The following is a 25,406-nucleotide window of genomic DNA, read 5'->3' as shown; positions in this document are numbered from 1 at the left end:
CGCAAAAAACCGCCCGTGAACCCATCCATGGGGGGCTTGGTCGCGCCGTCCATGGCGCTCCACATTTTTTGCGCCCCAACCTGCCATCCCCTGGCTTATCCCCATGTCAGCCTTCCCCGGCAATTGACTACCTGTCCTTTCACATCTGGCGAACAGCAAAGTCGTCTCCGCGGTCTGTGGGTGGGGGATTTATTTCCGCCAGAAAAAAGCTGTCCGAGCAAAGCGAGTTCTTTTTTCCAAGGAAATAAATCCCCCACCCACAGACCGCCAACTGCACCTTTCCCAGTCTTAAAAACCCCAGCCCAAAACAATCACCCAGGCGCCGAACAACTAGCCCCAAACCGATAGCAGGCAAAACACCGGTGATGCCTCAACATAATCCGCTCATCCATACTCTCCGCCAGCGTCCCCCCAAGGTCATACTGAGGATCGTCATCCACCAGCGTGCAGGCATACACCCGAACCCGGTCTCCCTTCTTCACCAGCATCCGGGTATAGGTACACATGAAATGAGCCCGGGCCTCTTTCGTCGGGTACTTCTCCATACAGGTTTCGGTGATTTCCGGACTGCCATCATCGGTCCCCGGAGTTCCCAGATCAGGAAAGGCCGTGAACGCCAGATCCTCCGGAATACCTCGCTCACGAAAGATGGCCCGGAAGGCGCTTTCAACGTCTTCAGGGGTTTCTCCGGGGTCTGTCTGTCGGGCAATCGACACCTTGAAACCCTGCTCGACCAGCCAGGCAATGCCCTCAAGGGCCAGCTCGAAGCTGCCTTCACCGCGATCCCTGTCGTGGCGGGTAGCGTCCGGGAAATCCAGGCTGACCCGAAAATGGATCGGGTAGGGGTTATCCAGCAACGGCAGCACCTGTTGGCGACGCTTAAGCAGGGGATCGGTGGCGTTGGTGAGCACGAAACAGGGCCGGTGCTGGCTGGCGTAATCGAGGATGTTCACGAAGTCCCGGATGACGAATGGTTCGCCCCCGGTGAAGCTGAACTGCTCAACGCCCATATCGACCGCTTCGCGGATGAACGGCTTCACGTCACTGAGCTTCATGCCGGGAATGCGTCCATCACCGGGATGGGAGCCTTCAAGGCAGAAGGGGCAGGCCAGGTTGCAAGCGGTGCCGGTATGAATCCAGAGTTCTTTGAGCTTGTCTGCCTCAATGTACCCGCGGGGGTCACCGCTACGGGTGTGTGTCCAGCTGTCGCGAGCTCTGGGCTCAAGAACCTCTACCGCCGAAATGCGTTTCCGTGCTTGTTGTGGTGCATCAATCAGGGGCATATCTGCTCCTTTCGGTTATCAGCCTGTGACGCCTTGCCGCGCCGCCAGCCATGAAGTTTCTCCAGCAGTTTCAATACACCCTGGGGCGCATGGGCACGCTTCCATTCGCCTGCTGCGAATTTCGCCGATTCATTCCAGGTCGGGTACGGATGGATGGTGCCGAGGATCTTGTTGAGCCCCAGACCATGCTTCATCGCGAGGGTAAATTCCGCCAGGATCTCCCCGGCATGGTTTCCGACAACCACCGCGCCGAGAATCCGGTCCTTGCCCGGCGGTGTCAGCACCTTGATAAAACCGTAGTCCTCGCTTTCCGCGATGGCCCGATCAAGATCATCAAGACCGTAGCGGGTTACCTCATAGGCCACCCCCTGCTCCCGGGCCTCCGCTTCACTCAACCCGACCCGTGCCACTTCCGGTGAAGTAAAGGTCACCCAGGGCATCACCCGGTAGTCCACCCGGAACCGTTTAAATTGACCAAACAGCCCGTTCACCGCCGCATACCACGCCTGATGCGACGCTGCGTGGGTAAACTGGTAGGGGCCGGCCACATCACCGCAGGCAAAGACATTGGGGTAGCGCACGCTCATATCTTCTTCCACAGGAACCGTACCATTCGGCAGGGTTTCGATGTTGATACGTTCAAGGCCGAGACCGGAAGTGTTGGCAGCCCGACCCACCGCCACCAGTACTTCGTCAAAGGGGATCCGGACCCGCTCACCGTTGTGATCGCAGTAGGCAACTTTTTCTCCGTTTTCCAACCGGAACTCAGTGGCAGAGTGTTCAAGGCGCAGGTCAACGCCATCCGCCTCAAACTGTTTCATGACCAAGGCCGACACATCGTCATCTTCACGCCCAAGGATCCTGTCAGATCTCTCCACCTGGCTGACTTTCGAGCCCAGTCGGGCAAAAGCATGCGCAAGTTCACAGCCGATTGGCCCACCACCCAGAACCAGTAATCGTTCTGGCCGATCCCGCAAAGCCCAAAGATTTTCCGAGGTCATCGGTTCCATGTCCTCAAGCCCCGGTATCGGCGGTACTGCGGGCCTGCCCCCGGTGGCGATGACAATGCTCCGGGCCGTCAGTCGCTCCGTCCGGCCAGCTCCGTAACGTATTTCCACTTCCCATGGAGATACGAAGCTTGCCTCGCCCTGGATGCAGTCGACCCCGAGTTTCCGGTAACGTTCCGGAGAATCGTGGGGCTCCACTTTTGCAATCACCGCCTGCACCCGCTCCATGACCGCGCGGAAGGAGCCCCTGACCGGGACCGATTCCAACCCATAGCGGTTGGCGTGGCGCAACGTATCAGCGGCCTTTGCACTTCGTATCAGCGCCTTGGAGGGCACACAGCCAGTGTTGAGACAATCACCTCCCATCTGATCCTTTTCGACCAGCACCACCCTGGCTTTGACAGCAGCCGCTATATAGGCAGCCACCAGACCCGCTGCGCCACCGCCGATCACAATCATGTTGTAATCAAAGCTGTCTGGCTTTTGCCAGCCCGCGTAGACCTTCCTGCGGCGCAGGAAGCCGACGATGAGTTTGGCAATGATCGGAAACACACCAAGAAGGGCAAACGACATCAACAACTCGCCGGAAACGATATCCCCGAGGGTATTGATCTGTCCGAGCTGGGTGCCGGCGTTCACATAGACGAAAGTACCTGGCAGCATTGCCAGCCAGCTCACCCAGGCGTAGGTCCATAATCGCATGCCGGTCAGACCCATGGTGAGGTTGATCAGAAAGAAGGGAAAAACCGGGACAAGGCGCAAAGTCGCCAGGTAAAAAGCACCATCTTTGTGAATCCCTCGATCAAGGCGCGCAATGGTGTCTCGATATTTGTTCCGCAGGGTGTCGCGCAACAGAAAGCGGGCAACGAGAAAGGCCGCAGACGCACCGATGGTGGATGCAAGGGACACTGCCATCAGACCGTAGATATTGCCGAAAAAGGCGCCACCGGCGAGTGTCATCACCGCAGCTCCCGGGAGTGACAGCGCCGTCACCAGCACATAGGCACCAGCAAAGATGGCCAACGCAAGCAGCAGATGGTCAGTGATCCACTGGTCAAGCACCTCCCGGTTCTGCTTGAGAGCATCCAGGGTTAGCCATTCGGCACCCCCAAACACCCAGAAGGCAATGATGGCTGTAACGATCACCGTGATCAGAACCAGTTTTCCCGCGTTCATTTGTGTCTCCGTCGACTCTGTGCCTGCTATAAACACCCGAACCCGGGGCTTGTTACAGATCGATTCGTCTTATTTCGAGATTAACCCATAAGTGACGTTCAAGTTGTCACAGAGTTATAAACCTTGGCTAACTCTCCCGTAAAACGGGCACCCGGGGCTTGACCGGGCCGCGATCCAGAATTCACAGGTTGGTGGGAAATCAGAACGGGAGTCTACGGGAGAAAGGAGAAAACTTTAAAAAAAGACAGGAGATTGCGGAGAAGCCTGGTGGACTGGCAAGCCTAGCTTGCCAGTCGGTTCACCTGTTCGACAAACGCGGCGGGCAGTGGATCCAGAACCGGGCGAGCATCCCCGGACAATCCCGGATTGGGCATATCAGGCTCCGAAGCCAGGATCGCGGGCGCTTCGGACCAATGCAGCAGCTGCAGTTTGCCGTCAGCATTTTCCACCAACGCGGTGCAGTGCTCGACCCAGTCGCCGTCGTTGCAATACAACCCTTCCTCGCTGCGCAGAAACCCTGCTGAGTGGATGTGTCCACAGATAAAGCCATCATACCGGCCCTTCTCCGCCGCCGTCAGGGCCGCCAGTTCAAAGCGACGGATAAAAGTGCGTGCCCGCCCTATCCGGCTCTTGATCCAGGCTGCCAGCGACCAATAGGGTTTGCCCTGCAGCCGCCGGAGGGCATTGAACCATCGGTTCAACCGCAACAGCAGTCCATGGGCACGATCACCCACCAGCAACATCAGAGGGCTACAACGAACTACCTGATCAAACTGGTCTCCGTGGCAGACCAGGAACTGGCGTCCGTCCGCCGTCGTGTGGGCGGTTTTTTCCAGAATTTCGATACCGGAAATGGTCTGGCCACTGAAGCGACGGAAGAATTCATCGTGGTTGCCCGGCACGTAGACCACCCGTACACCGTTGGCCGCCAGATCAATCAGCTTCTGGATGACTCTATGGTGGGTTTCGGGGAAGTGAGCGCGCCTCTGCATGGCAATCAGGTCGACGATATCCCCAACCAGGTACAAGGTTTCGCACTGGACGTTGTCCAGGAAATCCAGCAGATAGCTGGCCTGGCAATCAGCCGTCCCCAGATGAACATCAGAAATGAATACACTGCGATACTGTCGCACGGTACCTCCCGGTCTCTCAGGACCTATATCAGGGTTCCTGAGCTAACCTTGGCAAGGCCGGGTGACAGCCCGGTGACACTGGCGCGACAGTTTGGTTACTTCTCCTGCGGCTAACGCACCATGCGGCGTCAAACTGTTTCGACGGGTTTCTGCAACTTCGCCACCGCCTCGCGGGATAATGGCGACAGCTCACTACCGTCCTGATCCGCATACTCGATGATCATTTGCTTCATGCTGCGGGCCCAGAACTTTTTCAGGTGACCGGCAACCGCTTCCGCAGCCTCATCGTCGGTACCCGTGTGATGAAGATTTGAGCTGATCTGATTGACCATGACAATCAGGTGATGGAGTTGGTCATTGCTCAACGTCCGTTCTCCTCAGACTGATACCGGCCCGGATGGGCCTCGTGTGTAGGTGACATGACGGCCTGGCCGGGCAAAGCCGATCAGGGTCATTCCAGCACTTTCCGCTTCCCGGATGGCCAAGGCAGTGGGGGCAGACACGGCGACCAGGCAACCGATTCCGACCTGCGCACTCTTCTGTACCATCTCATAACTGGCCCGGCTTGAAACCAGAACGAATCCCTTGCTGAACGCCTGCATTCCCGCTTCCGCGATACGGGCACCGATCAGTTTGTCCAGAGCGTTGTGGCGGCCCACGTCCTCGCGAACCATCAAGACGTCACCCGCAAGAGAGCACCAGGCAGCACCATGGGTGGCTCCGGTTTTGGCCTGCAGTGGCTGGTGCTCCCGGAGATGGTCAACCGCAGTCTGCACCGCCTGATCATCCGGCCTGACGGCTACCGGAACCTTGCCGATCCCCCGGATCGCCTGCGCCAGGGAATCGGTTCCGCACAGCCCACAGCCGGTCCGCCCCGTGAGGTTCCGGCGCTGGATCTTCAGATTGGCAAACCGATCACCGGCAATGTGCATATCGACTTCGATGCCGTCAGCCAGGGAACGAATGTCCAGGCCAAACAGTTCATCGGGCGTTTGCAGGATGCCTTCGGTGAGGCTGAAACCCAGGGCGAAATTTTCCAGATCCCCGGGCGTTGCCATCATTACGGCATGGGAAACACCGTTGTAGACCAGCGCTACCGGGACTTCTTCTGCAACCACATCGACCATGCCTGCATGATCAACACGGCCGTGCACCTCCACCTCAACGTCCATGGTTGCGGCAGGCAAGTCGCGGCCGTCGGCGGCTTTTTCCCCGGCGGGGGGATTATTTGAAGACGCCAACATCATCGGTTTTCTCCCCATGAATGGCCGTCTCCAACAGTTGCTGCTGACGCTCGTCGAAATCCTCGAAATGGCGCTGCCATTGCGATGGCTGCGATACTTTCTCCACCTGTACCGCCGTCACCTTGTACTCGGGACAGTTGGTGGCCCAGTCGGAACTGTCGGTGGTAATCACGTTGGCACCGCTGCCAGGATGGTGGAAGGTGGTGTACACCACTCCCGGGAGCATCCGTTCACTGACCTTTGCCCGCAGCACGGTTCGCCCGACACGGCTGGAGATACCCAGCCAGTCGCCATCCCGGATGCCCCGCAATTCAGCATCGCTGGGATGGATCTCCAGCAGATCCTCTTCATGCCAGCGCTCGTTCTCGGTACGCCGGGTCTGGGCGCCCACGTTGTACTGACTGAGGATTCGGCCGGTGGTGAGCACCAACGGGAATTTCCGGGTTGTTCTTTCCTCCGTAGCCACATATTCGGTGACGGCAAAGCGCCCCCTGCCGATCGGGAAATCCACCTCATGCATGGTCGGTGAGCCTTCCGGGTGCTCATCGTTGCAGGGCCACTGGATACTACCCAGTCGCTCCAGCTTGTCGTAGCTGACACCGGTGAACGTTGGCGTGAGTTGCGCGATTTCATCCATGATCTCCGACGGGTGCCGGTAATGCATGGGATAACCCAGGGCATTGGAGAGCGCCATGGTGACTTCCCAGTCCGCCAGCCCGGCAACCGGTGCCATCACTTTCCGCACCCGGTTAATCCGGCGTTCGGCATTGGTAAAGGTGCCGTCCTTTTCAAGGAACGTGGAGCCCGGCAGCAGCACATGAGCGTACTTGGCGGTTTCGTTCAGGAAGATGTCCTGCACCACCAGGCAGTCGAGGGAGGTCAGGGCGGCTTCCACATGCTGGGTGTTGGGGTCCGACTGGGCAATATCCTCACCCTGTACGTACAGGCCTTTGAAAGTACCTGCGATGGCGGCATCAAACATGTTGGGAATTCGCAGCCCCGGCTCTTCGTCGATGGCAACGCCCCAGACTTTTCCAAAACGTGCCCGGACATCGGGATCGCCTACATGCTGATAGCCCGGCAGTTCGTGGGGGAAAGAACCCATGTCACAGGAACCCTGTACGTTATTCTGGCCCCGCAGCGGGTTCACACCGACACCTTCCCGGCCCAGATTTCCTGTCGCCATCGCCAGGTTGGCTATGCCCATGACCATGGTGGAGCCCTGGCTATGCTCGGTAACGCCAAGGCCGTAATAGATCGCTCCATTGCCGTTGGTAGCGTAGGCCCGAGCCGCCTGGCGTACCAGATCAGCCGGCACGCCCGTCACCGCTTCCATGGCTTCCGGCGAATTCCGCTCTTGCTGAATAAACTCACGCCAGGCTGCGTATTGTGATTGATCACAGCGTGCCTCGATAAACGCCCGGTCTTCCAGACCTTCGGTCACAATCACGTATGCCAGAGCATTGACCATGGCCACGTTGGTGCCCGGTCGCAGGGGCAGATGGATCGCCTCGCCGCCATGGGGGGTTTTCAGAAGGTCGATCCGGCGCGGATCAATCACAATCAGCTTGGCGCCCTGGCGCAAACGACGACGAACCTGTGAGCCAAACACCGGGTGGGCGTCGGTAGGGTTGGCGCCGATCACCATAATAGTGTCGGCTTCCATCACCGAGTCAAACGTCTGGGTACCGGCAGATTCCCCCAGCGTTGTCTTCAGGCCATAGCCGGTGGGTGAGTGGCAGACCCGCGCGCAGGTATCGGTGTTGTTGTTGCCGAACGCGGCGCGGATGAGCTTTTGCACCAGATAGGTTTCTTCGTTGGTGCAGCGGGATGAGGTGATACCACCGATACTTTCACGGCCATATCGGGCCTGGGTTGCCTTAAGCCTGCTCGCGGCAAAGCTGATCGCCTCATCCCAGGACACAGCGCGCCAGGGCTCGCTGATGGATCCCCGGATCATGGGCTCGCGGATGCGATCCTTATGGGTCGCGTAGCCGAAGGCAAAACGGCCTTTCACGCAGGAATGCCCATGGTTAGCATCGCCGCCTTTGTAGGGCACCATGCGCACCAGCTGATCACCTTTCATTTCCGCCTTAAAAGAACAGCCAACGCCACAGTATGCACAGGTGGTCACCACACTGTGTTCCGGCTGGCCGGCATCAATCACGCTCTTTTCCATCAACGTTGACGTCGGGCAACTCTGGACGCAGGCCCCGCAGGACACACACTCGGAATCCATGAATGGCTCGCTCTGGCCCGCAGAGACTTTCGAGTCAAAACCACGCCCTTCGATGGTCAGGGCAAAGGTGCCCTGAACTTCTTCGCAAGCCCGCACACAGCGTGAACAGACAATGCACTTGCTGGGATCAAAGCTGAAATAGGGGTTGGAATCGTCGGTTTCGGCAGCCAGATGGTTTTCACCCTCAAATCCGTAACGCACCTCCCGCAATCCGACCGCACCAGCCATATCCTGCAATTCACAATCGCCATTGGCCGGGCAGGTGAGGCAGTCCAGCGGGTGGTCGGAGATGTACAACTCCATGATGTTACGCCGCAACTTCGCCAGTTTGCCGTTCTGGGTGGTTACCGACATGCCTTCGGCCACCGGCGTGGTACACGAGGCCGGATACCCCCGTCGACCTTCGATCTCAACCGCACACAAACGGCAGGAACCAAAGGCATCCAGGTTGTCAGACGCACAGAGCTTGGGGATCTGGATACCCAGTATGGATGCCGCACGCAGCACGGACGTTCCCTCTGGCACCTCGATGTCATAACCGTCAATGGACAGGGAAACCGTGGCCTCTGATATCGCCGGTGGTGTGCCGTAATCAAGGTCCGGATTCAGGGCCGGTTTTCCGGGATCAAAATATTGCAGCATGATTTGCCTCCGCTTGATTCGGTCAGCCCGCCAGATCGTCGGGGAAGTGTTTCATCACGCTCTGTACCGGGAAAGGCGTCATCCCCCCCATGGCACACAGCGACCCATCGACCATGGTTTCACACAGGTCTTCCAGCAGGCCGAGGTTGGCCTCACGGTTTTCACCGGCACGTATACGATCAATAACCTCTACACCGCGAACGGAACCGATCCGGCACGGTGTGCACTTGCCACAGGATTCAACGGTGCAGAATTCCATGGCAAACCGGGCCTGCTCCCCCATATCCACAGAATCATCAAATACCACTACACCACCGTGGCCGACACCTGCACCGATGGCGGCAAAAGCCTCATAATCCATGGGAGTATCCCACTGGCTCTCTGGCAGATAGGCCATCAGGGGGCCTCCCACCTGTACCGCCTTCATGGGGCGGCCGGTTGCAGTACCACCGCCGAAATCCTCAAGCAACGCCTTGAGACTGACACCGAACGCCAGTTCGATCAGACCACCACGGCGAATGTTGCCCGCCAGTTGCACCGGCAGGGTACCGCGGGATCGGCCCAGCCCGTAATTGGCATAGGCTTCGCCACCCTGAGCGAGAATAAAAGGTACTGCGGCCAGCGACAGCACGTTATTGACCACCGTGGGCTGGCCGAAGAGCCCGACAATGGCGGGCAAGGGTGGTTTCGCCCGTACCAGACCACGTTTGCCTTCCAGGCTTTCGAGCAGAGAGGTTTCCTCACCGCAGATGTAGGCCCCGGCTCCCAGACGGACTTCCAGATGGAACGCCCGGCCGCTGTCACAGACATTGCCGCCCAGGTAACCGGCGGCTTCGGCGCGGGCAATGGCTTCGTTGAGCATCTTCTGGGCAACCGGGTATTCCGAGCGCAGGTAGATGTAGCCCTGGGTAGCCCCTACCGCCAGACCGGCTATGGCCATGCCTTCGATCAGCATGAACGGATCGCACTCCATCACCAGGCGATCGGCAAAACTGCCCGAATCCCCTTCATCGGCATTGCAGACGATGTATTTCTGCTGCTGCCAGGGCTGGTCATGCACTGTCTGCCACTTGATGGCCGTTGGGAAGGCCGCACCGCCACGGCCACGCAGGCCCGAGGTTTTCACTTCATCGACAATGCCCTGGGGTTCCATGCCGGCAGCCCGGGCCAGGCCGTCAAAACCACCGTGGGCGCGGTAGTCATCCACCGACAACGGATCAGTAATGCCGATACGGGCAAAGGTCAGCCGTTGCTGGCGTTCCAGGTAAGGATGATCTTCGATGTTACCCAGCCAGAGATCATGTCCGGACTTGCCTTCAAGCAGCCCTGCGGCCACCAACCCGGCCACGTCGTGAGGTTCTACCGGGCCATAGGCAACACGCCCCTGGCCAGCATCCACTTCCACCAGAGGCTCAAGCCAGCACAGACCGCGGGAGCCATTACGGATCACCTCGATGTCGCCCCCCTGTTCGGCAGCCTGCTGTTCAATCAGCTGCGCGACCTGATCCGCCCCGAGGGACAGCGCGGTGGTATCGCAGGGTACATAAATTTTTGTGGTCATAGTCTGCCCCCTATTTCAGTTCGAGCGTCGACGTGGTGAGTTGTTCCGTCAGTCGGTCGAATTTTTCAGGCGTCATACGACCATGGATGCTGTCATCCACTCGAATGGAGGGCGCACAGGCACAGTTGCCGAGGCAATAGACCGGCTCCAGAGTGATCTCACGGTCTGCCGTGGTCTGGTGATAGTCCACAGCCAGTCGCTGACGCACATGCTGTTCCAGCGCCCGGCCGCCCATCGCCTGACAGGCCTCGGCCCGGCACACCTGTACCACGTGGCTGCCCGGAGGGGTCGTTCGGAAGTGATGGTAAAAACTGATCACGCCATGAACTTCGGCACGTGTCTGCTGCAGAGCTTCCGCAATCAGCGGAACAGCATCCGGGGGGATGAACCCGATCCAGTCCTGAATGGCATGGAGAATCGGCAACAGGGAACCAGGTTTGGCTTTAAGGTCCGACACTATCGAGCGGATCATGTCAGGATTCCATTCCATGGAGCCGGTTGAGGATCCCGGATTCAATGGTTGGCCACTTTGGGCTGACATATGCATGGTTATTCCTATGTATTTTTATTCTGATACAGTATTTTGGCCAAGCTATCACTCAAATCCCGCTTACGGAATATGAATAATAATGCATAAAAAAAAGCTCACTCTCCGTCCCGCCTGGATCTTTCATACCGACCAGGGCGAATGGTTCGAACCGGTTCTGTTCCGGCTTCTCGAAGGCGTCCGGGAAAGCGGCAAACTGACTGAAGCCGCCCATGCTGCCAGCATCTCTTACCGACACGCCTGGAACCTCCTTAATCGTGGTACCGAAATCTTCGGTTTGCCACTGGTCCAGATGAGAAAAGGTCACGGCACCCGACTGACCGCACTCGGCGAGAAACTGCTCTGGGCGGAACGCCGTGTGACAGCCAGACTGGGACCACAGATCGACAGCATGGCTTCCGAGTTCAACGACCAGATCCAGCAGATACTCGCTGGCTCCCATCGGGTGCTGAGGCTGCATGCAAGCCATGGCTATGCCGTCGCCCTGCTGCCGGAGTTTTCAGATACCATCGAGATCAACCTGCAGTACCGCAATCCGGAAGAGGCGCTCTCCGCACTCAACCGGGGAGACTGCGACGTCGCCAGCTTCCACTTCCCGAACCAACCGGCTTTGGCAGACAAGGTTCTCGAACACTACCGCCACCACCTCAAGGGCCATGAGTACCGGCTGATCCGGTTCGTCACCCGTCGCGAAGGGCTGATGATGCGCAAGCAACTGGAGCCTTCCATCGGCAGCTTTGAGGATCTGATCAGCAGCCAGGCCCGCTTTATCGGTCGCGACCGGCACTCCGGCACCCGGCTGCTATTCAATCTGCTGCTGAAACAGGCCGGCTTCTCAGAAGATGCCGTGAATCGCATGCCCCAGCAGGAGCTGACTCATACCGCCGTTGCCGCATTCGTCGCTGCAGGCATGGCTGATGTCGGGTTCGGTGTTGAATCGGCCGCCCGCCAGTTCAATCTCGACTTTGTGGACATTGTCTCCGAGCATTACCTGCTGCTGTGCCACAAAGAGCGGCTCAACGACCCGAACCTCCAGCACCTGCTTGATCTGATGCGGTCACCACCGTTCATTGAGCGCATTGAGGAGGTTCAGGGCTACACCCCGGACCGCCCTGGCGATGTGATCACTTTTGATCAGCTGATCGCCGAGGACGGCTAGCACAGTCTTAACGAAGATCCGGGTTCAGGGTGTAGGTTCCGGTCACCCGGGCACTGGCCAATATGTGCCCGTCCATGGCCTCGCGCACGGCAGGACCATCAAACTCTCCGGTCAGCCCCAGGGTCTCCACATCCAGGGCATACACTTCGTAGCAGTAGTGGTGCAGGAGTTCATCGTTCCAGGGCGGGCAAGGGCCGTCATAGCCACCGTAAGTGCCTGCCATATCCGGATTTCCAGCCAGAAACTGGGTGTAGTTATTTACCCCGCGGACACCAAAGGCAGCCGCACCCGGCTCCTTGCCCTTAGGACTGACGCCATCGCTGTCCTCACCTTCCGGAATGCGGCTGACACTGGCAGGAACATCCACCAGCAGCCAATGAAAGAAATCCACCCGGGGCAGGTCTTTCGATACCGTCTTGCCTTCCTGGTTCACGTCATCGGCAACACTGGGCACGTCCGGATCAAACATGATGACCGCAAAGCTTTTTGTGCCTTCGGGGGCGTCGTCCCAAACCATTTCAGGGTTGCGATTGGGGCCGAAGCTCATATGGTCCTGTTCGCTGAATACACCAAATGCGAACTTCTCGGGGATCGGCTGCCCCTCGTCAATACCTCGAACCTCTAGTTTCACGACCTTGTCTCCTGTAAAACAATGGTTTTTACGGTTTCTCAGGGTGCCTGAGGCACGCCTGTTCTGTGGTACGTCTTTGGTACAACGGTTTTAGCAGTGCAGCCGCACGTCTGTCCAGATCAACCACCACAACCAGAAACACACCGGATACCATCACATGTTCAACCAGGGCGAAATTGTTCACCACACGCGGGATGAGTTCGGCAGCATCCTCGTTGTTGACTACCGTAAACACCGTGTTATGACGTTCAACTCCATTTTTGAACAGAGCAAGATTGATCGCCGCTATCCTTATCTTCCGGTACACGAATACAACCGCGCCATGATCCTTCCTGCGGCGTTCTTCACCCCACAGCATGTCACTGTCCTGGGTCTTGGTGGTGGCGTCATGGTAAGCGGGTTTCATCATCTCCTTCCCGACTGCCACATTCATGCCGTTGAGTTGAGGCAGGCGGTGGTAGATGTAGCCAGGGAGTTTTTCGATCTGCCCCTCAGTGATCGAATAAAGATCACCGTTGCGGATGCCGGCGACACTCTGGCCAGGCGGTCCACGGAGAGCACAGACCTGCTGCTGTCCGATCTGTACTCCCATGAACGTATGAGTCCGACCCAGGCCCAGAAGCAGTTCGTTGACCAGTGCAGTCGCGTACTGACGCCATCGGGCTGGCTGGTACTCAACTATCACCGCACACCCGACCCTGACGGTCCGTACTTCCAACAGTTACGTAAACACTTTTCGGTACTGCTAATGCTGCGCACCAAAAGTAACAACACTGTGATCTACGCCAGCAAGCAGGGATTTGATGCCCTGTCGTCGAAAGACCCGAGATTAAAGTCACTGGAAGATCGCTTCCCGATCGGATGGCGCCAACTGATGGCAAAAGTCACCCGGGTTTAGTGCGATTGCCTTGAACCCGCCTCAGGATGATCCATAGTTAGAGTATATACAGCCCGTTGTGGAAGGAGACTGCCTATGTCTGAAGAAGAGTATAAGCAACTGCACCCTATCCTGACCCAGGTGACCCAAACCTACGTGGACCTTTATACCAACAAACCCAATGAGGAAAACCGCCAGAAGCTGATCAAACTTGAGGCCCTGTTGCATGACAAACTGGAGGCCCTGAAGAAAGCAAGGGAAGGATAAACTGGCACTCGGTGGCGGCGCCCTGGAGCACCGCCCCTGCTAGTGAGTCAGGTCCATTTCTCGTGGGGCGGACGGTAGCCCCGGAAACGGGCAACCAGTTGCTCTGGTGTCTGCTCGACAATCACCATGTCGATGTATTCCTGCTTCAGGAAACCTTCCACCTCCATTTCCCGCACCATGGCCAACAGAGGTTCATAAAACCCGTTAACGTTATACAGGGCACAGGGTTTGTGATGAAAACCCAGCTGCCCCCAGGTCCAGGCCTCAAAAATCTCTTCCAGAGTCCCGATTCCTCCGGGCAGCGCGACGAAGCCATCCGCCAGCTCAGCCATCTTGGCCTTGCGCTCGTGCATGTCCCTGACCACATGCAGCTCAGTGAGGCTGTCGTGGGCCAGCTCCCGGTCCCGCAGGTGTTCGGGAATGACCCCGTAAACCCGCCCACCGTTGTCCAGCACCGCATCGGCAATGATGCCCATAAGACCGACATGCCCGCCACCAAATACCAGGTCTATGCCGTGATGGCCCATGTACTCGCCAAGTTCCCTGGCACTCTGTGCATACAGCTCGTTGTTCCCGGCTCGGGATCCACAATACACGGCTATTTTCATGGTGCTCGCTCTGCTCCTTTGACAATCCTACAGGGTGGTTATCGGGACTATTCCGGTAGGGAACTACGCACAAAGTAGCATCCTGCTGGCTCTGAGGTCGCATTGTCCCCGATGACGAAAACTCTAGCATGGGGGGATAAACAACAAAAAATCTCAGGAGTTCTCCATGGCACGGCCTCTGGCCCGCTTGCTCGTGCTTTTTCTGGCGTTTGCAGGTTTTGCCCACGCAGAATTAACCCCCGAGCGCAGAATACAGATTCAGGCACTGTTTCCGCAGGCAACTTCCATCGAGAACAAGCTGCCGGACTTTCCTGTTTACCCGGTTTACCAGGTAACCGAACTGATCGGCTATGCCTATGAATCGGTGGACTTCAGTAACCTGCAGGGCTTTGCCGGAAAACCGATCAGAATGCTAATCGGTCTGGACACCCGCGGCCGCTTTACCGGCGTCAGGATACTGGATCACCATGAGCCGGTCTTTCTGCACGGGCTTGGGGAGGAGCCCCTGTTCGATTTCGTCAATCAGTATCCCGGGCATTCACTGCGTCAGCAGATCATTATCGACACAACCAATTCCCGGCACAGCGGCAAAACCAGCGATGGTGATGTTGTTCATTTCGACGGTGTCAGCAAAGCGACCGTATCCGTGCTGATCATCAACGACACGATGCTGTCTTCGGCGCTAAAGGTCGCCCGAGCCAAACTCGAGGGCTTCACCCAGGCAGCGCCAACCCGGGCGCGTTCTGATTTCTACGAATCGCTGTCCTGGCCCGAACTGGTGGACCGGGGCTACATTGGCCACTGGCGGCTCAGTACCGCCGCTGTCGAAGACAGTCTGGGCCGCACCCTCGGGGACTACCCTGATGCGCCTGAGGCCGAGCCAGGCAAGCCCTTCACCGAACTCTATTTCGCCTACATCAATTCACCGATGGTTGGCCGGAACCTGCTGGGCGATAAGGGGTACCGTCAGCTGATGGAGAAGACAGGTGATGACAGCCAGGTGCTGGCAGTGATGTCACGGGGCGCCTACCCACATCTGGGGCCGGACTTTGTGCCCGCAAGCACACCGGACAGGTTGGGCATGGTACAAAACAACCTCTCCGTGGAAATGCGGGATCTGAACATGTTCGACACTGGCATCCGACTCCAGGCCCGGGGCATGCCGGCGTTTGATCGGCAGTCGCTGTTCCGGGTTGGTGGTAATGCCGGCTACAACCCCGGGGCCCCCGCCGAAATGAAGCTCACGGTAGAACTCGCCCGCAACCATCTGCTTGTGGATAAAACCACCCTCGAGGTGCCCGTGGCGTTTGCCGGCGAACTGTTTGAAACCGTCGACGTCAGTCCGGGCCCGGGTTCGCGTCAGCAACCTATATGGGTCAGCCTGTGGCAACAGCGCTGGTGGCAGATTTCCCTGCTTGTTGCGGGGCTCACTATCCTGACTGTGTTTTTCGCCCGACAGCGAACCCTCAGCCGATACCCCAAAGCCGTGCACCGGTTCCGATGGGGATTCCTGTTCTTTACCCTGTTCTTTATCGGTTTTTATGCTCAGGGCCAGCTTTCGGTGGTAAACATCTACACTCTGCTTCTGGCCTTGTGGGATGGTTTCTCGCTGGACGTCTTCCTGCTGGACCCCATTATCTTCATTCTCTGGGGCTACACCTTCGTCACCCTGTTTATCTGGGGACGCGGGCTGTTCTGTGGCTGGCTATGCCCGTTCGGCGCTCTGCAGGAAATGGCTTCCTGGCTCGGGCAAAAGCTTGGAGTGCGCCAGATCCGGGTGCCCGAACGCTGGCATCGCAAACTGATCCTGCTGAAATACCCGATCCTCCTGGGTCTGGTGGGCACCGCCTTCTACTCGCTGACCCTGGCCGAACAACTGGCCGAGGTGGAACCGTTCAAAACCAGTATTACGCTGTTGTTTGTCCGCTACTGGCCGTTCGTGGCCTATGCCATCGCTCTGGTCGCGGCAAGCCTGTTTATCCACAAGTTCTATTGCCGTTACCTCTGCCCACTCGGTGCCGGTCTGGCCGCGCTGGGCCGGTTCCGGTTGTTCAGCTGGCTGGACCGCGTCGAGCTTTGCGGCAATCCCTGCCAGCATTGCAAGAACGAATGCGGCATCAACGCCATCCGCAAGGACGGGCGGGTAGACTACGATGAGTGCATCCAGTGTCTGGAATGCGTGGTGATCCTTCAAGACAGCCAACAGTGTGTTGATAAACGACTGAAAGCAAAACGAAAAAAGCAACCCGAAATTCTGGCGACGGATGCAATCGACATCATAGAGGTGACATAATGCACAGATCGCAAACACCCAAGGGAGCACGCACAAGTCACTATTGATCTGGTAGCATTAGCACCCTACCTTTTACAGACCTCCAGTGACGATAGCCAAGCGTTTTCGCAGCAAGAGCGCTTGGCTTTCTTCACTTAAAGGTCTGAGCGTTATGGAACACATCCCTCACATCGTGGTTGTCGGCGGTGGTGCCGGCGGTCTGGAACTGGTCACCAGCCTGGGCAACAAGCTAGGCAAGAAACGCAAGGCGCGGATTACCCTGGTGGATGCCGGCCTGACCCATGTCTGGAAGCCTCTGCTACACGAAGTGGCCTCTGGCTCGCTGGATACCAGCACCAACGAAATCAACTACCGGGCCCACGCCCGCAAACACCACTACGAGTTCCAGCTCGGACGCATGAGCGGGCTGGATCGCAAGGCCAGGGAACTGGTCATTGCCCCATTTATTGATCCGGAAGGCGCAGAAGTGGTTCCCGAGCGCCGCATCAGCTACGACACGCTGGTGATTGCCGTGGGCAGTACAGCCAATGATTTCGGCACACCCGGTGCCCAGGACAACTGCCTGTTCCTGGACAGCCTTCGCCAGGCCCAGCGCTTCCACAGACTCCTGCTGAACGCTTTCCTGCGCACCAACCATGAAGCGGAACAGGGCAAGGAACACACCCTGAACATCAGCATCATCGGTGCCGGAGCCACCGGCGTGGAGCTCGCCGCCGAGCTGCGCCTGGCAGCGAGGGAGCTACCGGTCTACGGTATGAATCACCTGAAGTCTTCCGACGTGTCCATTGCCATCATTGAGGCTGCCGACCGCATTCTGCCAGCCCTGCCAGGTCGCCTGTCGGCGGCGGCAACCCGCGAGCTGGAGCGCCAGCACGTTAAGGTCCTGACCGGCCAACCGGTGAGTGAGGTGCGTTCAGACGGTATCGTAATGAAGGACGGTACCGAACTGCCTTCGGAAATGACCATCTGGGCAGCTGGCATCAAGGCGCCTGCGTTCCTGGCCGAACTCGACGGACTGGAAGTAAACCGGGGCAACCAGCTGGTGGTGGAGCAAACCCTTCAGACCACCCAGGACGTGGACATCTTCGCGTTCGGCGACTGCGCTGCCTGCCCGCAACCGGACTCTGACCGCCCTGTACCGCCCCGTGCGCAGGCTGCACACCAACAGGCCGATGCGCTGTTCAAGACCCTGTGCAACCGTCTGGAAGGCAAGGACGATGTGCCGTTCGTGTATAATGACCACGGTTCGCTGATCAATTTCAGCCGTTACACCACGGTCGGCAATCTGATGGGCAACCTGTCCGGTCGCAGTATGTATATCGAAGGAAAGGTGGCCAGGCTGTTCTACGTTTCCCTGTATCGCATGCATCAGGTGGCACTGCACGGTTTCGTGCGTACCGGTATTATCTGGCTGATGGACAAGATCAGCCGTGCGATGCACCCGCGTCTCAAACTACACTAGAGAGGAAGCCCGGCCGGGAAGGCTGTGGAGCGGGTGAAGGGAATCGAACCCTCGTATGCAGCTTGGGAAGCTGCCGTTCTACCATTGAACTACACCCGCATTCACGGTGGCCGCGACAGCAATATAAGCGGTCTTTTGCCCCGTGGGCAAGTTTTCTGTCTGGAGAATAAATGGATCCGACTCTGCCTCTGATTGGCGCCCTGATGCTGGTCATCAGCATCGTTCTCAGCCCCATCTCCAGCCGGGTGGGCATGCCTGTCCTGCTTATTTTTCTCGGTGTCGGCATGCTGATGGGGGAAGATGGCCCGGGCGGCATCGTATTCGATAACTTTGAGCTGGCCTTTGTGGTCGCCAACCTGGCGCTGGGCGTCATTCTGCTTGATGGCGGAATGCGAACCCGGGCAGAGACCTTCCGGGTCGGCCTCAGGCCCGCCCTCGTACTCGCAACCCTGGGCGTTTTCATTACTGCTGCGGGCGCGGCATTGGTGGCCCGCTGGGTGTTCGAACTCAACTGGCCGACAGCGCTGCTGATTGGTGCGATCATTTCGTCCACCGATGCCGCTGCCGTGTTTTCGCTGCTTCAGGGCCGGGGCCTCCACCTTAATGAACGGGTCAGCGCGACGCTCGAGATCGAGTCCGGCAGCAACGACCCCATGGCCATCTTCCTGACCCTGACCCTGGTGACCGTGATCAGTAACGACGGTGCCAACGCCGGCTGGGAAGCCCTTCTGATGCTGATCAAGCAATTCGGCATCGGTGGACTGGCCGGCATTGCGGGCGGCTTTGCAGTCGTCGAGCTGGCCAACCGCATCCGCCTGACACCGTCCCTCTATCCTCTGTTGGTCGCAGCTGCGGGCATGTCGGTTTTTTCTGCCACCAATGCCATCGGCGGCAGCGGTTTTCTGGCCATCTACCTGACCGGTGTGGTTATCGGTAACCGCCGGGTACGTATGATGCCAATGATTCTGCAGGTGCATGACGGGTTGTCGTGGCTGGCCCAGCTTTGCCTGTTTCTGATTCTCGGCCTGCTGATCAACCCGTCGGAGTTAATGCCACTGGTGGGAGGCGGCCTGATTCTGGCTTTTGCACTGATTTTCCTGATCCGGCCGCTAACCGTGCTACTTACCCTATGGCCCTTTGCCTTCAAGAAACGCGAGCTGGGATTTATCAGCTGGGTGGGATTACGCGGTGCCGTGCCCATCGTACTGGCCATGTTCCCGGTCATGGCTAATCTGCCGGAAGCGCAACTGGTCTACCATGTCGCCTTCTTTATCGTGCTGGTATCGCTGGTGGTGCAAGGAATGACCATGGCCCCGCTGGCCCGCAAACTGAGGCTGGAGGTTCCTGCCGGCGAAGACCCGTACCGGCGCCTGCCGCTGGATGCGCCGGCTGCCGGTGATCACGAACTGATGCTGTTCCCGCTCAGAGGTGAGAGCTGGCAAACACCGCGCAAACTGAGCCAGCTGCGCTTTCCTGAAAACACGGCCGTTGCCGGAGTGTTCCGAAATCGTGTTTGCCTTCAGCCGAAAGCCGATCTGGAAGTCTCCAGTGGTGATATGGTGGCCATGTTCGCAACCCCTAACGTGCTGTCAGAACTTGGCAAATCGCTCAGCGGCCGCCATGCACCGGAATATCTTGCCGAACGGGCCTTTTTCGGTGACTTCGTGCTCAACGGCGACGCGCTGCTGGGAGATGTCGAGCAGGTGTATGGGATTGAGTTCGATGATCTTCCGCCAGAGCTATCACTGGCAGAATGCTTTGCTCGCCGCACCAAGGGACATCCGGTGGTAGGTGACATAGTAACCCTCGGACCGGTGACTCTGGTTGCCCGCGCAACCGATGCTGATCAAGTCACCAAAGTCGGCCTTAAGATGGATCATTCACAAAACAGCTGACCGGGAAATAAGATAATCAAAAAAGTTAACAAAACCCCTTAACAGTCATTCCGTCGGCTATGATATAAACTGCCCTGTACGAAGATTAATCATTGGTAACTTATCAGGTTTGTGTACATGCGCTTTCTGGTTACAGGCTGGCTGATATCCCTATTCCTGCTGCTACCGATCTCCGGCACCGCCGCAGAAAAGCTGCTGGCGAAGGCAGATCTCCAGATGCCCACGATCGAGGCCCTGCAGCCGAAATCCCCGTTCATCAGTCGGGTTGTGGTTCGCAAAAGCGAACGGCGCCTGGATCTGATGAATGGCGAGAGAGTGATCAGGAGCTACAGGATTTCCCTGGGAGACAACCCCAAGGGACATAAGCTCTATGAAGGCGATGAACGCACACCGGAAGGGGACTACACACTGGACTGGCGCAATGCCGACAGTGACTTCTACAAGTCCATCCATATTTCCTACCCAAGCGAGCGGGATCGCGAACTCGCCAGTGCCTGGGGCCTCGACCCTGGTGGCAGCATCATGATTCACGGCCTCCCGAACAATGCCGGCGATATGGCCTTTGCCTATCAGGGCCTGGACTGGACCAACGGCTGCATCGCCGTAAACAACGACGAAATCGACGAGATCTGGCAACTGGTCGATGATGGAACCCCAATCCGTATTCTTCCGTGAATAGCTGATGACAGCCGCATTAAGTTGTTGTCATAAGCTAGGAAATTTTACGTATCCTTAGTTAACATTTTGTCTCTTCCTGTTTTACACTGTTTAACGACTCCGGTAGTCACTGCCTATCGGGCCATGTTGACAGGAGGTCGTCTATACTGACTTCCGGATCACAGGAAATAAAACGACCAATAAGGGGATTTACCATGCGTAAACTGACGATTGCCGGGTTTGCACTGGCTACTGCACTGACTGCAGGTTGTGCCACTACTGATCAAGCAGCTCTGGACGAAGCCAATGCAACTGCAAGCTCCGCTGAGCAGACTGCTGAAAATGCACTGAACACCGCTAACAGCGCTGCCAGCGATGCACGTACTGCCCAGCAGACTGCAGAAGAAGCTCTGGCCGCTGCCAAGGCTGCTCAGCAAGCTGCTGACGAAGCCAACGAGCGTGCCAAGCGCATGCTTGAGCAGTCCAGCATGAAATAAGCTCAGTTCACGCTGATGCTGAAAAGGCCGGTCAATCCGGCCTTTTTTTGTGCCTGTGACCCGTCCTGAAAGGAATCCGGGAGGGTGGCGTTAGAACAGTCTGGCCAGCAGTGAGACGGGTAATCGGCGCATCACGAATCCGATCGGCGTCCAGGGCCAGGCCGGTACAAAGCATTCCTGCTTACCGGACTCAATGGCCTTCACCATCGCCTTGCACCCTGTTTTCGCATCCACGATAAAGGGTGTGTTTTTCACTTTCTCGTTGATTTCCGTCCGGATATAGCCGGGGTACAGCGTTGCCACCCGGATCGGCGATTTCGCTTTTGTCAGCTCAACCCGCAACCCCTCCGACAATGCCGCCAGCCCCACCTTGGTCGCCGCATAGGTCGTTACGTTGCCTGGCATCCCCCTGACCGCCGTGACCGATGATACGGTCACCAGATGGCCATGATTCTGGGCCCGGAAGATTTCCATCGCTGCTTCCATCTGGGCCAGGGCAGACACGAAGTTGGTCTCCGCCGTCTGGCGGTTGGCCCGGAACTTTCCGGTGCCCAGGGGCTGCCCTTTGCCGATTCCGGCGTTGACGATGATCCGGTCAATCTGACCAAATTCCTGCAGAAAACCCTGAAAAACCTCGAAGACCTGATCGTGGTTATCCACGTCCAATGCCCTGAGGCTGACCGTAAGGCCAGGATGACTGGCAAGCAGTTCGTCCCTCAGGCTCTCCAGTCGCTCCGTTCGACGTGCGCAGAGCGCCAGGTTATCGCCCCGGGCCGCGAATTCACGGGCCATGCCTTCGCCAAGGCCGGAACTGGCCCCGGTAATCAGGATGGTACGACTCATTGACACTCCTTGTTTGCCATCAGATTAAACCACTGATCAGAAGTACAGCTTCTGCTCCGGTTCTGCCTTACCTTCGGGAACCTTGTCTTCTCCGGATTCATCATTCGCCACCTGGGTCAGCTGTTCGCCCACCATGGTCGGAATACCATCAGCCTGGTCCACCGCCAGTTCAATCGCCTGGCGCTGTACCTCAATGCCCGGGTGTCTGGCCCGGAATGCCTCAACTTCCTGCAATGCCTGCTGCCACAGAGCCTCACGGTCTTCCGCGGGGTAGTCATCATCAGGCCTATGTACTTCCAGCCAGACTTCGCCACCCGATAAGCCGATCTTGATTGGGTCCCGCACTACCTGCACCGGGGTCCCTTTGGGAACCTGATAGACAAAGCGGGAAATGTCTTCGTTGTACATGCGAAAACAACCATGGCTCACCGCCATACCCACACCGAATTTCTTGTTGGTGCCGTGGATCAGATAGCCCTTTTCGCTTAACAACAGGGCATGGGTGCCAAGGGGATTATTCGGGCCCGCAGGAATCATCTTGGGGAGGAACTCCCCGGATCGCTCATACTCAGCCCGGATACTGGCCGGCGGATACCACGCCGGTGACTCCAGCGGCATGGTGACCGTCGCTTTGGTCAGCGGCGAAGGGTTTTCTTCAGTCCCCACACCCACCGGGTATACCTGCACACCGTTGTCAGTGAAGTAATACAGGCGATACTCAGCCAGATTGATAACAATGCCTTCACGCCTCGCATCCGGCATCACATACTGCATGGGCAGGGTAATCGTGGTGCCTTCTCCCGGCAGCCATGGGTCAATCCCCGGATTCGCCTTGACCAGCTCCAGAAAGCCCATCGCGATACGGTTGCCAATGGCAGCAAAGGTATCTTCGTAATGGGTTTTCATGGCCCGCAGTTCACCTGCCAGGTCACCGTGAATTTCGAACGTTGGCACCCGGGGAGAGCGGTCAGTCTCCCCCTGCGTTACATCGGTTCCCTGTGAGGCCTGAACCCCCAAAGGAAGGATCAGGGCCAGTACCCATAGCAATCTGAACGACATAGACTTTTCCACGTTACTCTCTACACGTTACTTTCTACACGCTGCGCTCTAACTGCGCACACGTTTAACTGCGCTTACTCCCGCACTCACACAGCCGATAATGACAGCTTTGAAGCTCAGGAGTTCATAAATGTTGTCCATACAGTAATCACTGCCAGGACGATAAACAGGATACTGGCCCCGATACGTGCTGTCGCCAGGGGCAACCGCTCCATCAACCAGCGTCCTGCCATGATAACCGGTACATTAGCCAGCAACATCCCCACGGTGGTACCAAGGATGACCCAATAGGTTTCGGTAAACTTCGCCGCAAGAACAACGGTTGCCACCTGAGTCTTGTCCCCGATCTCGGCCAGGAAAAACATGATCGTGGTGGCCATGAAGGCACCCATGCCCAGGAATTTCGAGTCTTCGCTGTCGTCCTTGTCCGGGATCAGCAACCAGAGGGCAATGGCAATAAAGCTAACCGCCAGAATCCACGGCAGCCAGGCTTCCGGAATGAACGAAGCAACCCAGGCGCCTAACCAGGCAGAGAGAGCATGGTTCAGAACGGTCGCAATAAAAATACCAAGGATGATCGGCATGCGCGTGGCGTAGCGCGCAACAAGGAAGAGAGAGAGCAGCTGGGTCTTATCACCGATTTCGGCGATGGCAACAGCGAAGGTCGAAGCGAGAAATGCATCCATGAACAACAACTCCAGGGCGGACAGTATCAGACATGAGACAGCGCACCTTCCGCCCTTTGGAGGTGATCTGCCCCAGGTCTTGCCAATTCCACCGACGTAACGGCTGAAACACGATAGCCATGGAGATTGAGCTCCAAGTATGTTGACTATCGTCCGCGGCCAGGTCGATGACCTGCCGCAGAGGCTACTCCCCTGAAGGAATCCGAATCATAGCCAATTGCTCCGGTGAGGACAAGCAGGCCCTGAATCAGGCCCGCATTTTCCAGACCGGAATCGCAGCCACGGCAACAAACAGCGCCACCAGCCACCAGGCGGAATGGAAAGCGCCGATGGTAGGCATTCCGCCGCTGTGCTCCCCGAATTCGATGGTCAGGGCAACAATATTAACGCCGAAGGCCCCACCGAGCTGACGGGTGAAGTTGATGGTGCTTGAACCGGCGCCCAGCTGTTCCGGCGCCAGCGGGTTGAGGGCTCCGGTCGACAGGGCCGGCAACATGAACCCTATTCCGATGCGCCCGAGCACTGTCCAAAGAGCCAGCCAGACAAAGGCCAGGGACAGGTCTGACACAGCGAACAGCACCGCAGAGAGAGTGAACAGCACCATGCCAGCAACCACCAGTCCTCTGGCACTCTGCTTATCTGCCAGGCGACCCGCCAGCGGGAACGTTATCCCGAGCACAATCCCTGCAGGCAGCATCAGCATACCCGCTTCGGTGGCGCTGAACCCCAGCGCCGTCTGCACGAACAGCGGCACCAGGTAGGTTGAGCCGTAAAGTGCCAGCCCAAGGGCAATAGCACCCAGATTCGCGTAGAAAAAGGAGGGGATGGCAAGCAAAGACAGGTTGATCAGCGGGTGCCGGACCCTGCGCTCACGCACCACAAAGCCAATCAGCAATGCCAATGTGACCAACCCACCCAGAATCACTCTGGATTCCTGCCCCGACAGGTCCTGTAACCGGTTGAGGGTATCCAGGGAGACACCAAGGGTAGCGCCGAGCAGAATCAGCCCCGGCATGTCAAAACGGTAGGGGGCGGGCCGGGTTCGGGGCAGAGGCAGGAAACGCAGCGCCATGAAAACACCGATCAGCGTTACCGGAGCAGGTGCAAACATTACGTAGCGCCAATCCAGCTGATCCACCAGGAAGCCACCCAGAACGGGACCGAGCGCAGGCGCAAGAATGACACCCATGCCGTAGATGCCCATTGCCTGGCCACGTTTTTCCCTGGGGAAGATCCTGAACACCAGGTACATACCCATCGGCTGCATCACCCCGGCCATGGCGCCCTGACCAATCCGCGCGGCAATGAGTTGGCCGGGAGTCAGGGCAAAACCGCCAGCAATAGAAACCACGGTAAACAGTAACATTGCCACAGCCAGGGTCTTGCGTACCCCAAAGTGGTCCAGCAACCAGCTGGAAGCCAGCATCGTGGTGGTCATGGCTGCAATAAAACCGGTAGCGAGCCAATGCACCTGGCCCTGGCTGATGCCGAACTCCTCCATGATGTCATGGAGCGCGACGTTAACGACCGTCGCGCTGAGTACCGTTGCCATGGTTCCCAGCATAACGGTTGTTACCGCCAGCCAGCGCCAGCGTTCACCGTAACGGGCGCTCAGGCCCTCTACAGAATTATCCGCCAAG

General features: G+C 57.8%; 22 protein-coding genes, 1 tRNA gene and 1 riboswitch. Of the genes, 8 read left to right on the top strand and 15 right to left on the bottom strand.

The window, feature by feature from the left end:
• Positions 1-311: 311 nt before the first annotated feature.
• The 8 genes from FWJ25_RS08410 to FWJ25_RS08375 all read right to left on the bottom strand — a co-directional run bounded on the left by FWJ25_RS08410 (position 312) and on the right by FWJ25_RS08375 (position 10,832).
• Complete coding sequence (locus FWJ25_RS08410; RefSeq protein WP_149599820.1) at positions 312-1,283, bottom strand: radical SAM protein; 972 nt, start codon at positions 1,281-1,283, stop codon at positions 312-314.
• A complete protein-coding gene (locus FWJ25_RS08405) occupies positions 1,274-3,466 on the bottom strand; it encodes a dihydrolipoyl dehydrogenase family protein (protein WP_149599819.1) in 2,193 nt (730 codons plus the stop codon). Before FWJ25_RS08405 ends, FWJ25_RS08410 begins: the two co-directional genes overlap by 10 nt.
• Before the next feature lie 281 nt (positions 3,467-3,747).
• A complete protein-coding gene (locus FWJ25_RS08400; protein WP_149599818.1) occupies positions 3,748-4,599 on the bottom strand; it encodes a UDP-2,3-diacylglucosamine diphosphatase in 852 nt (283 codons plus the stop codon).
• Positions 4,600-4,727: 128 nt separating this feature from the next.
• On the bottom strand, positions 4,728-4,964 hold the full coding sequence (locus FWJ25_RS08395) for a formate dehydrogenase subunit delta (RefSeq protein ID WP_149599817.1): 237 nt from the start codon (positions 4,962-4,964) through the stop codon (positions 4,728-4,730).
• A 12-nt stretch (positions 4,965-4,976) separates the two neighbouring features.
• Positions 4,977-5,861, bottom strand: coding sequence for a formate dehydrogenase accessory sulfurtransferase FdhD (gene fdhD / locus FWJ25_RS08390; protein ID WP_246166713.1), 885 nt, complete (start codon positions 5,859-5,861; stop codon positions 4,977-4,979).
• Entirely contained in the window at positions 5,824-8,724 is a 2,901-nt protein-coding gene (fdhF, locus tag FWJ25_RS08385) for a formate dehydrogenase subunit alpha (protein WP_149599816.1), read from the bottom strand. Before fdhF ends, fdhD begins: the two co-directional genes overlap by 38 nt.
• A gap of 22 nt (positions 8,725-8,746) precedes the next feature.
• A complete protein-coding gene (locus FWJ25_RS08380) occupies positions 8,747-10,285 on the bottom strand; it encodes a formate dehydrogenase beta subunit (RefSeq protein ID WP_149599815.1) in 1,539 nt (512 codons plus the stop codon).
• Positions 10,286-10,295: 10 nt separating this feature from the next.
• Positions 10,296-10,832 (bottom strand): formate dehydrogenase subunit gamma, encoded by a 537-nt coding sequence (locus tag FWJ25_RS08375; protein WP_149599814.1) that lies wholly within the window; start codon positions 10,830-10,832, stop codon positions 10,296-10,298.
• Between the two features lie 82 nt (positions 10,833-10,914).
• On the opposite strand from FWJ25_RS08375, the gene FWJ25_RS08370 reads away from it, so the two are divergent.
• Positions 10,915-11,991, top strand: a complete 1,077-nt coding sequence (locus tag FWJ25_RS08370; RefSeq protein ID WP_149599813.1) for a substrate-binding domain-containing protein — start codon at positions 10,915-10,917, stop codon at positions 11,989-11,991.
• Between the two features lie 7 nt (positions 11,992-11,998).
• Here the strand turns inward: FWJ25_RS08370 and FWJ25_RS08365 are convergent, their stop codons facing one another.
• A complete protein-coding gene (locus FWJ25_RS08365; RefSeq protein WP_149599812.1) occupies positions 11,999-12,622 on the bottom strand; it encodes a YbhB/YbcL family Raf kinase inhibitor-like protein in 624 nt (207 codons plus the stop codon).
• 157 nt (positions 12,623-12,779) lie between these two features.
• On the opposite strand from FWJ25_RS08365, the gene FWJ25_RS08360 reads away from it, so the two are divergent.
• A complete protein-coding gene (locus tag FWJ25_RS08360; protein ID WP_149599811.1) occupies positions 12,780-13,520 on the top strand; it encodes a spermidine synthase in 741 nt (246 codons plus the stop codon).
• 75 nt (positions 13,521-13,595) lie between these two features.
• A complete protein-coding gene (locus FWJ25_RS19590) occupies positions 13,596-13,766 on the top strand; it encodes a hypothetical protein (protein WP_188093592.1) in 171 nt (56 codons plus the stop codon).
• A gap of 47 nt (positions 13,767-13,813) precedes the next feature.
• Here FWJ25_RS19590 and FWJ25_RS08355 read toward each other — a convergent pair whose 3' ends face one another.
• Positions 13,814-14,374: an LOG family protein gene (locus FWJ25_RS08355; protein ID WP_149599810.1), complete on the bottom strand. Its 561-nt coding sequence runs from the start codon at positions 14,372-14,374 to the stop codon at positions 13,814-13,816.
• 166 nt (positions 14,375-14,540) lie between these two features.
• Here FWJ25_RS08355 and FWJ25_RS08350 point away from each other — a divergent pair, with 166 nt between their 5' ends.
• Positions 14,541-16,667, top strand: coding sequence for a NosR/NirI family protein (locus FWJ25_RS08350; RefSeq protein WP_149599809.1), 2,127 nt, complete (start codon positions 14,541-14,543; stop codon positions 16,665-16,667).
• Positions 16,668-16,818: 151 nt separating this feature from the next.
• Complete coding sequence (locus FWJ25_RS08345; RefSeq protein WP_149599808.1) at positions 16,819-18,129, top strand: NAD(P)/FAD-dependent oxidoreductase; 1,311 nt, start codon at positions 16,819-16,821, stop codon at positions 18,127-18,129.
• Between the two features lie 25 nt (positions 18,130-18,154).
• Here the strand turns inward: FWJ25_RS08345 and FWJ25_RS08340 are convergent.
• Positions 18,155-18,228: transfer RNA gene (locus FWJ25_RS08340), tRNA-Gly, on the bottom strand.
• A gap of 71 nt (positions 18,229-18,299) precedes the next feature.
• On the opposite strand from FWJ25_RS08340, the gene FWJ25_RS08335 reads away from it, so the two are divergent.
• The 3 genes from FWJ25_RS08335 to FWJ25_RS08325 all read left to right on the top strand — a co-directional run bounded on the left by FWJ25_RS08335 (position 18,300) and on the right by FWJ25_RS08325 (position 21,178).
• Positions 18,300-20,024 carry a potassium/proton antiporter gene (locus tag FWJ25_RS08335; RefSeq protein ID WP_149599807.1) on the top strand — a complete coding sequence of 575 codons (1,725 nt, stop codon included), beginning with the start codon at positions 18,300-18,302 and terminating at the stop codon, positions 20,022-20,024.
• 117 nt (positions 20,025-20,141) lie between these two features.
• Complete coding sequence (locus FWJ25_RS08330; RefSeq protein ID WP_149599806.1) at positions 20,142-20,699, top strand: L,D-transpeptidase family protein; 558 nt, start codon at positions 20,142-20,144, stop codon at positions 20,697-20,699.
• A gap of 197 nt (positions 20,700-20,896) precedes the next feature.
• Positions 20,897-21,178 (top strand): Lpp/OprI family alanine-zipper lipoprotein, encoded by a 282-nt coding sequence (locus FWJ25_RS08325; protein ID WP_149599805.1) that lies wholly within the window; start codon positions 20,897-20,899, stop codon positions 21,176-21,178.
• A 90-nt stretch (positions 21,179-21,268) separates the two neighbouring features.
• Here the strand turns inward: FWJ25_RS08325 and FWJ25_RS08320 are convergent, their stop codons facing one another.
• From FWJ25_RS08320 to FWJ25_RS08305, 4 genes are all read right to left on the bottom strand, one after another.
• The gene (locus tag FWJ25_RS08320; RefSeq protein ID WP_188093591.1) at positions 21,269-22,021 is read right to left on the bottom strand and encodes an SDR family oxidoreductase; all 753 of its coding nucleotides are present in this window, start codon (positions 22,019-22,021) and stop codon (positions 21,269-21,271) included.
• Between the two features lie 36 nt (positions 22,022-22,057).
• Positions 22,058-23,080: a L,D-transpeptidase family protein gene (locus FWJ25_RS08315; protein ID WP_149599803.1), complete on the bottom strand. Its 1,023-nt coding sequence runs from the start codon at positions 23,078-23,080 to the stop codon at positions 22,058-22,060.
• Positions 23,081-23,196: 116 nt separating this feature from the next.
• Positions 23,197-23,766 carry a TMEM165/GDT1 family protein gene (locus tag FWJ25_RS08310; RefSeq protein WP_149599802.1) on the bottom strand — a complete coding sequence of 190 codons (570 nt, stop codon included), beginning with the start codon at positions 23,764-23,766 and terminating at the stop codon, positions 23,197-23,199.
• 7 nt (positions 23,767-23,773) lie between these two features.
• Positions 23,774-23,965: riboswitch (yybP-ykoY riboswitch) on the bottom strand.
• 48 nt (positions 23,966-24,013) lie between these two features.
• Positions 24,014-25,405, bottom strand: coding sequence for an MDR family MFS transporter (locus FWJ25_RS08305; protein ID WP_149599801.1), 1,392 nt, complete (start codon positions 25,403-25,405; stop codon positions 24,014-24,016).
• Between the last annotated feature and the right edge of the window lies 1 nt (position 25,406).

The sequence above is a fragment of the Marinobacter salinexigens genome (genome assembly GCF_008370345.1).
In the GTDB taxonomy this organism is placed as follows: domain Bacteria; phylum Pseudomonadota; class Gammaproteobacteria; order Pseudomonadales; family Oleiphilaceae; genus Marinobacter; species Marinobacter salinexigens.
The sequence above is the reverse complement of the archived record's forward strand: the minus strand, read 5'-3'. Positions and strand labels throughout refer to the sequence as shown.

Excerpts from the sequence above, each read along its gene's own strand:
- FWJ25_RS08410 (WP_149599820.1), bottom strand. The coding sequence starts at position 1,283 with ATGCCCCTGATTGATGCACCACAACAAGCACGGAAACGCATTTCGGCG.
- FWJ25_RS08405 (WP_149599819.1), bottom strand. The coding sequence starts at position 3,466 with ATGAACGCGGGAAAACTGGTTCTGATCACGGTGATCGTTACAGCCATC.
- fdhD (WP_246166713.1), bottom strand. The coding sequence starts at position 5,861 with ATGGGGAGAAAACCGATGATGTTGGCGTCTTCAAATAATCCCCCCGCC.
- fdhF (WP_149599816.1), bottom strand. The coding sequence starts at position 8,724 with ATGCTGCAATATTTTGATCCCGGAAAACCGGCCCTGAATCCGGACCTT.
- FWJ25_RS08380 (WP_149599815.1), bottom strand. The coding sequence starts at position 10,285 with ATGACCACAAAAATTTATGTACCCTGCGATACCACCGCGCTGTCCCTC.
- FWJ25_RS08375 (WP_149599814.1), bottom strand. The coding sequence starts at position 10,832 with ATGCATATGTCAGCCCAAAGTGGCCAACCATTGAATCCGGGATCCTCA.
- FWJ25_RS08370 (WP_149599813.1), top strand. The coding sequence starts at position 10,915 with ATGCATAAAAAAAAGCTCACTCTCCGTCCCGCCTGGATCTTTCATACC.
- FWJ25_RS08360 (WP_149599811.1), top strand. The coding sequence starts at position 12,780 with ATGTTCAACCAGGGCGAAATTGTTCACCACACGCGGGATGAGTTCGGC.
- FWJ25_RS19590 (WP_188093592.1), top strand. The coding sequence starts at position 13,596 with ATGTCTGAAGAAGAGTATAAGCAACTGCACCCTATCCTGACCCAGGTG.
- FWJ25_RS08355 (WP_149599810.1), bottom strand. The coding sequence starts at position 14,374 with ATGAAAATAGCCGTGTATTGTGGATCCCGAGCCGGGAACAACGAGCTG.
- FWJ25_RS08350 (WP_149599809.1), top strand. The coding sequence starts at position 14,541 with ATGGCACGGCCTCTGGCCCGCTTGCTCGTGCTTTTTCTGGCGTTTGCA.
- FWJ25_RS08345 (WP_149599808.1), top strand. The coding sequence starts at position 16,819 with ATGGAACACATCCCTCACATCGTGGTTGTCGGCGGTGGTGCCGGCGGT.
- FWJ25_RS08335 (WP_149599807.1), top strand. The coding sequence starts at position 18,300 with ATGGATCCGACTCTGCCTCTGATTGGCGCCCTGATGCTGGTCATCAGC.
- FWJ25_RS08330 (WP_149599806.1), top strand. The coding sequence starts at position 20,142 with ATGCGCTTTCTGGTTACAGGCTGGCTGATATCCCTATTCCTGCTGCTA.
- FWJ25_RS08325 (WP_149599805.1), top strand. The coding sequence starts at position 20,897 with ATGCGTAAACTGACGATTGCCGGGTTTGCACTGGCTACTGCACTGACT.
- FWJ25_RS08320 (WP_188093591.1), bottom strand. The coding sequence starts at position 22,021 with ATGAGTCGTACCATCCTGATTACCGGGGCCAGTTCCGGCCTTGGCGAA.
- FWJ25_RS08315 (WP_149599803.1), bottom strand. The coding sequence starts at position 23,080 with ATGTCGTTCAGATTGCTATGGGTACTGGCCCTGATCCTTCCTTTGGGG.
- FWJ25_RS08310 (WP_149599802.1), bottom strand. The coding sequence starts at position 23,766 with ATGGATGCATTTCTCGCTTCGACCTTCGCTGTTGCCATCGCCGAAATC.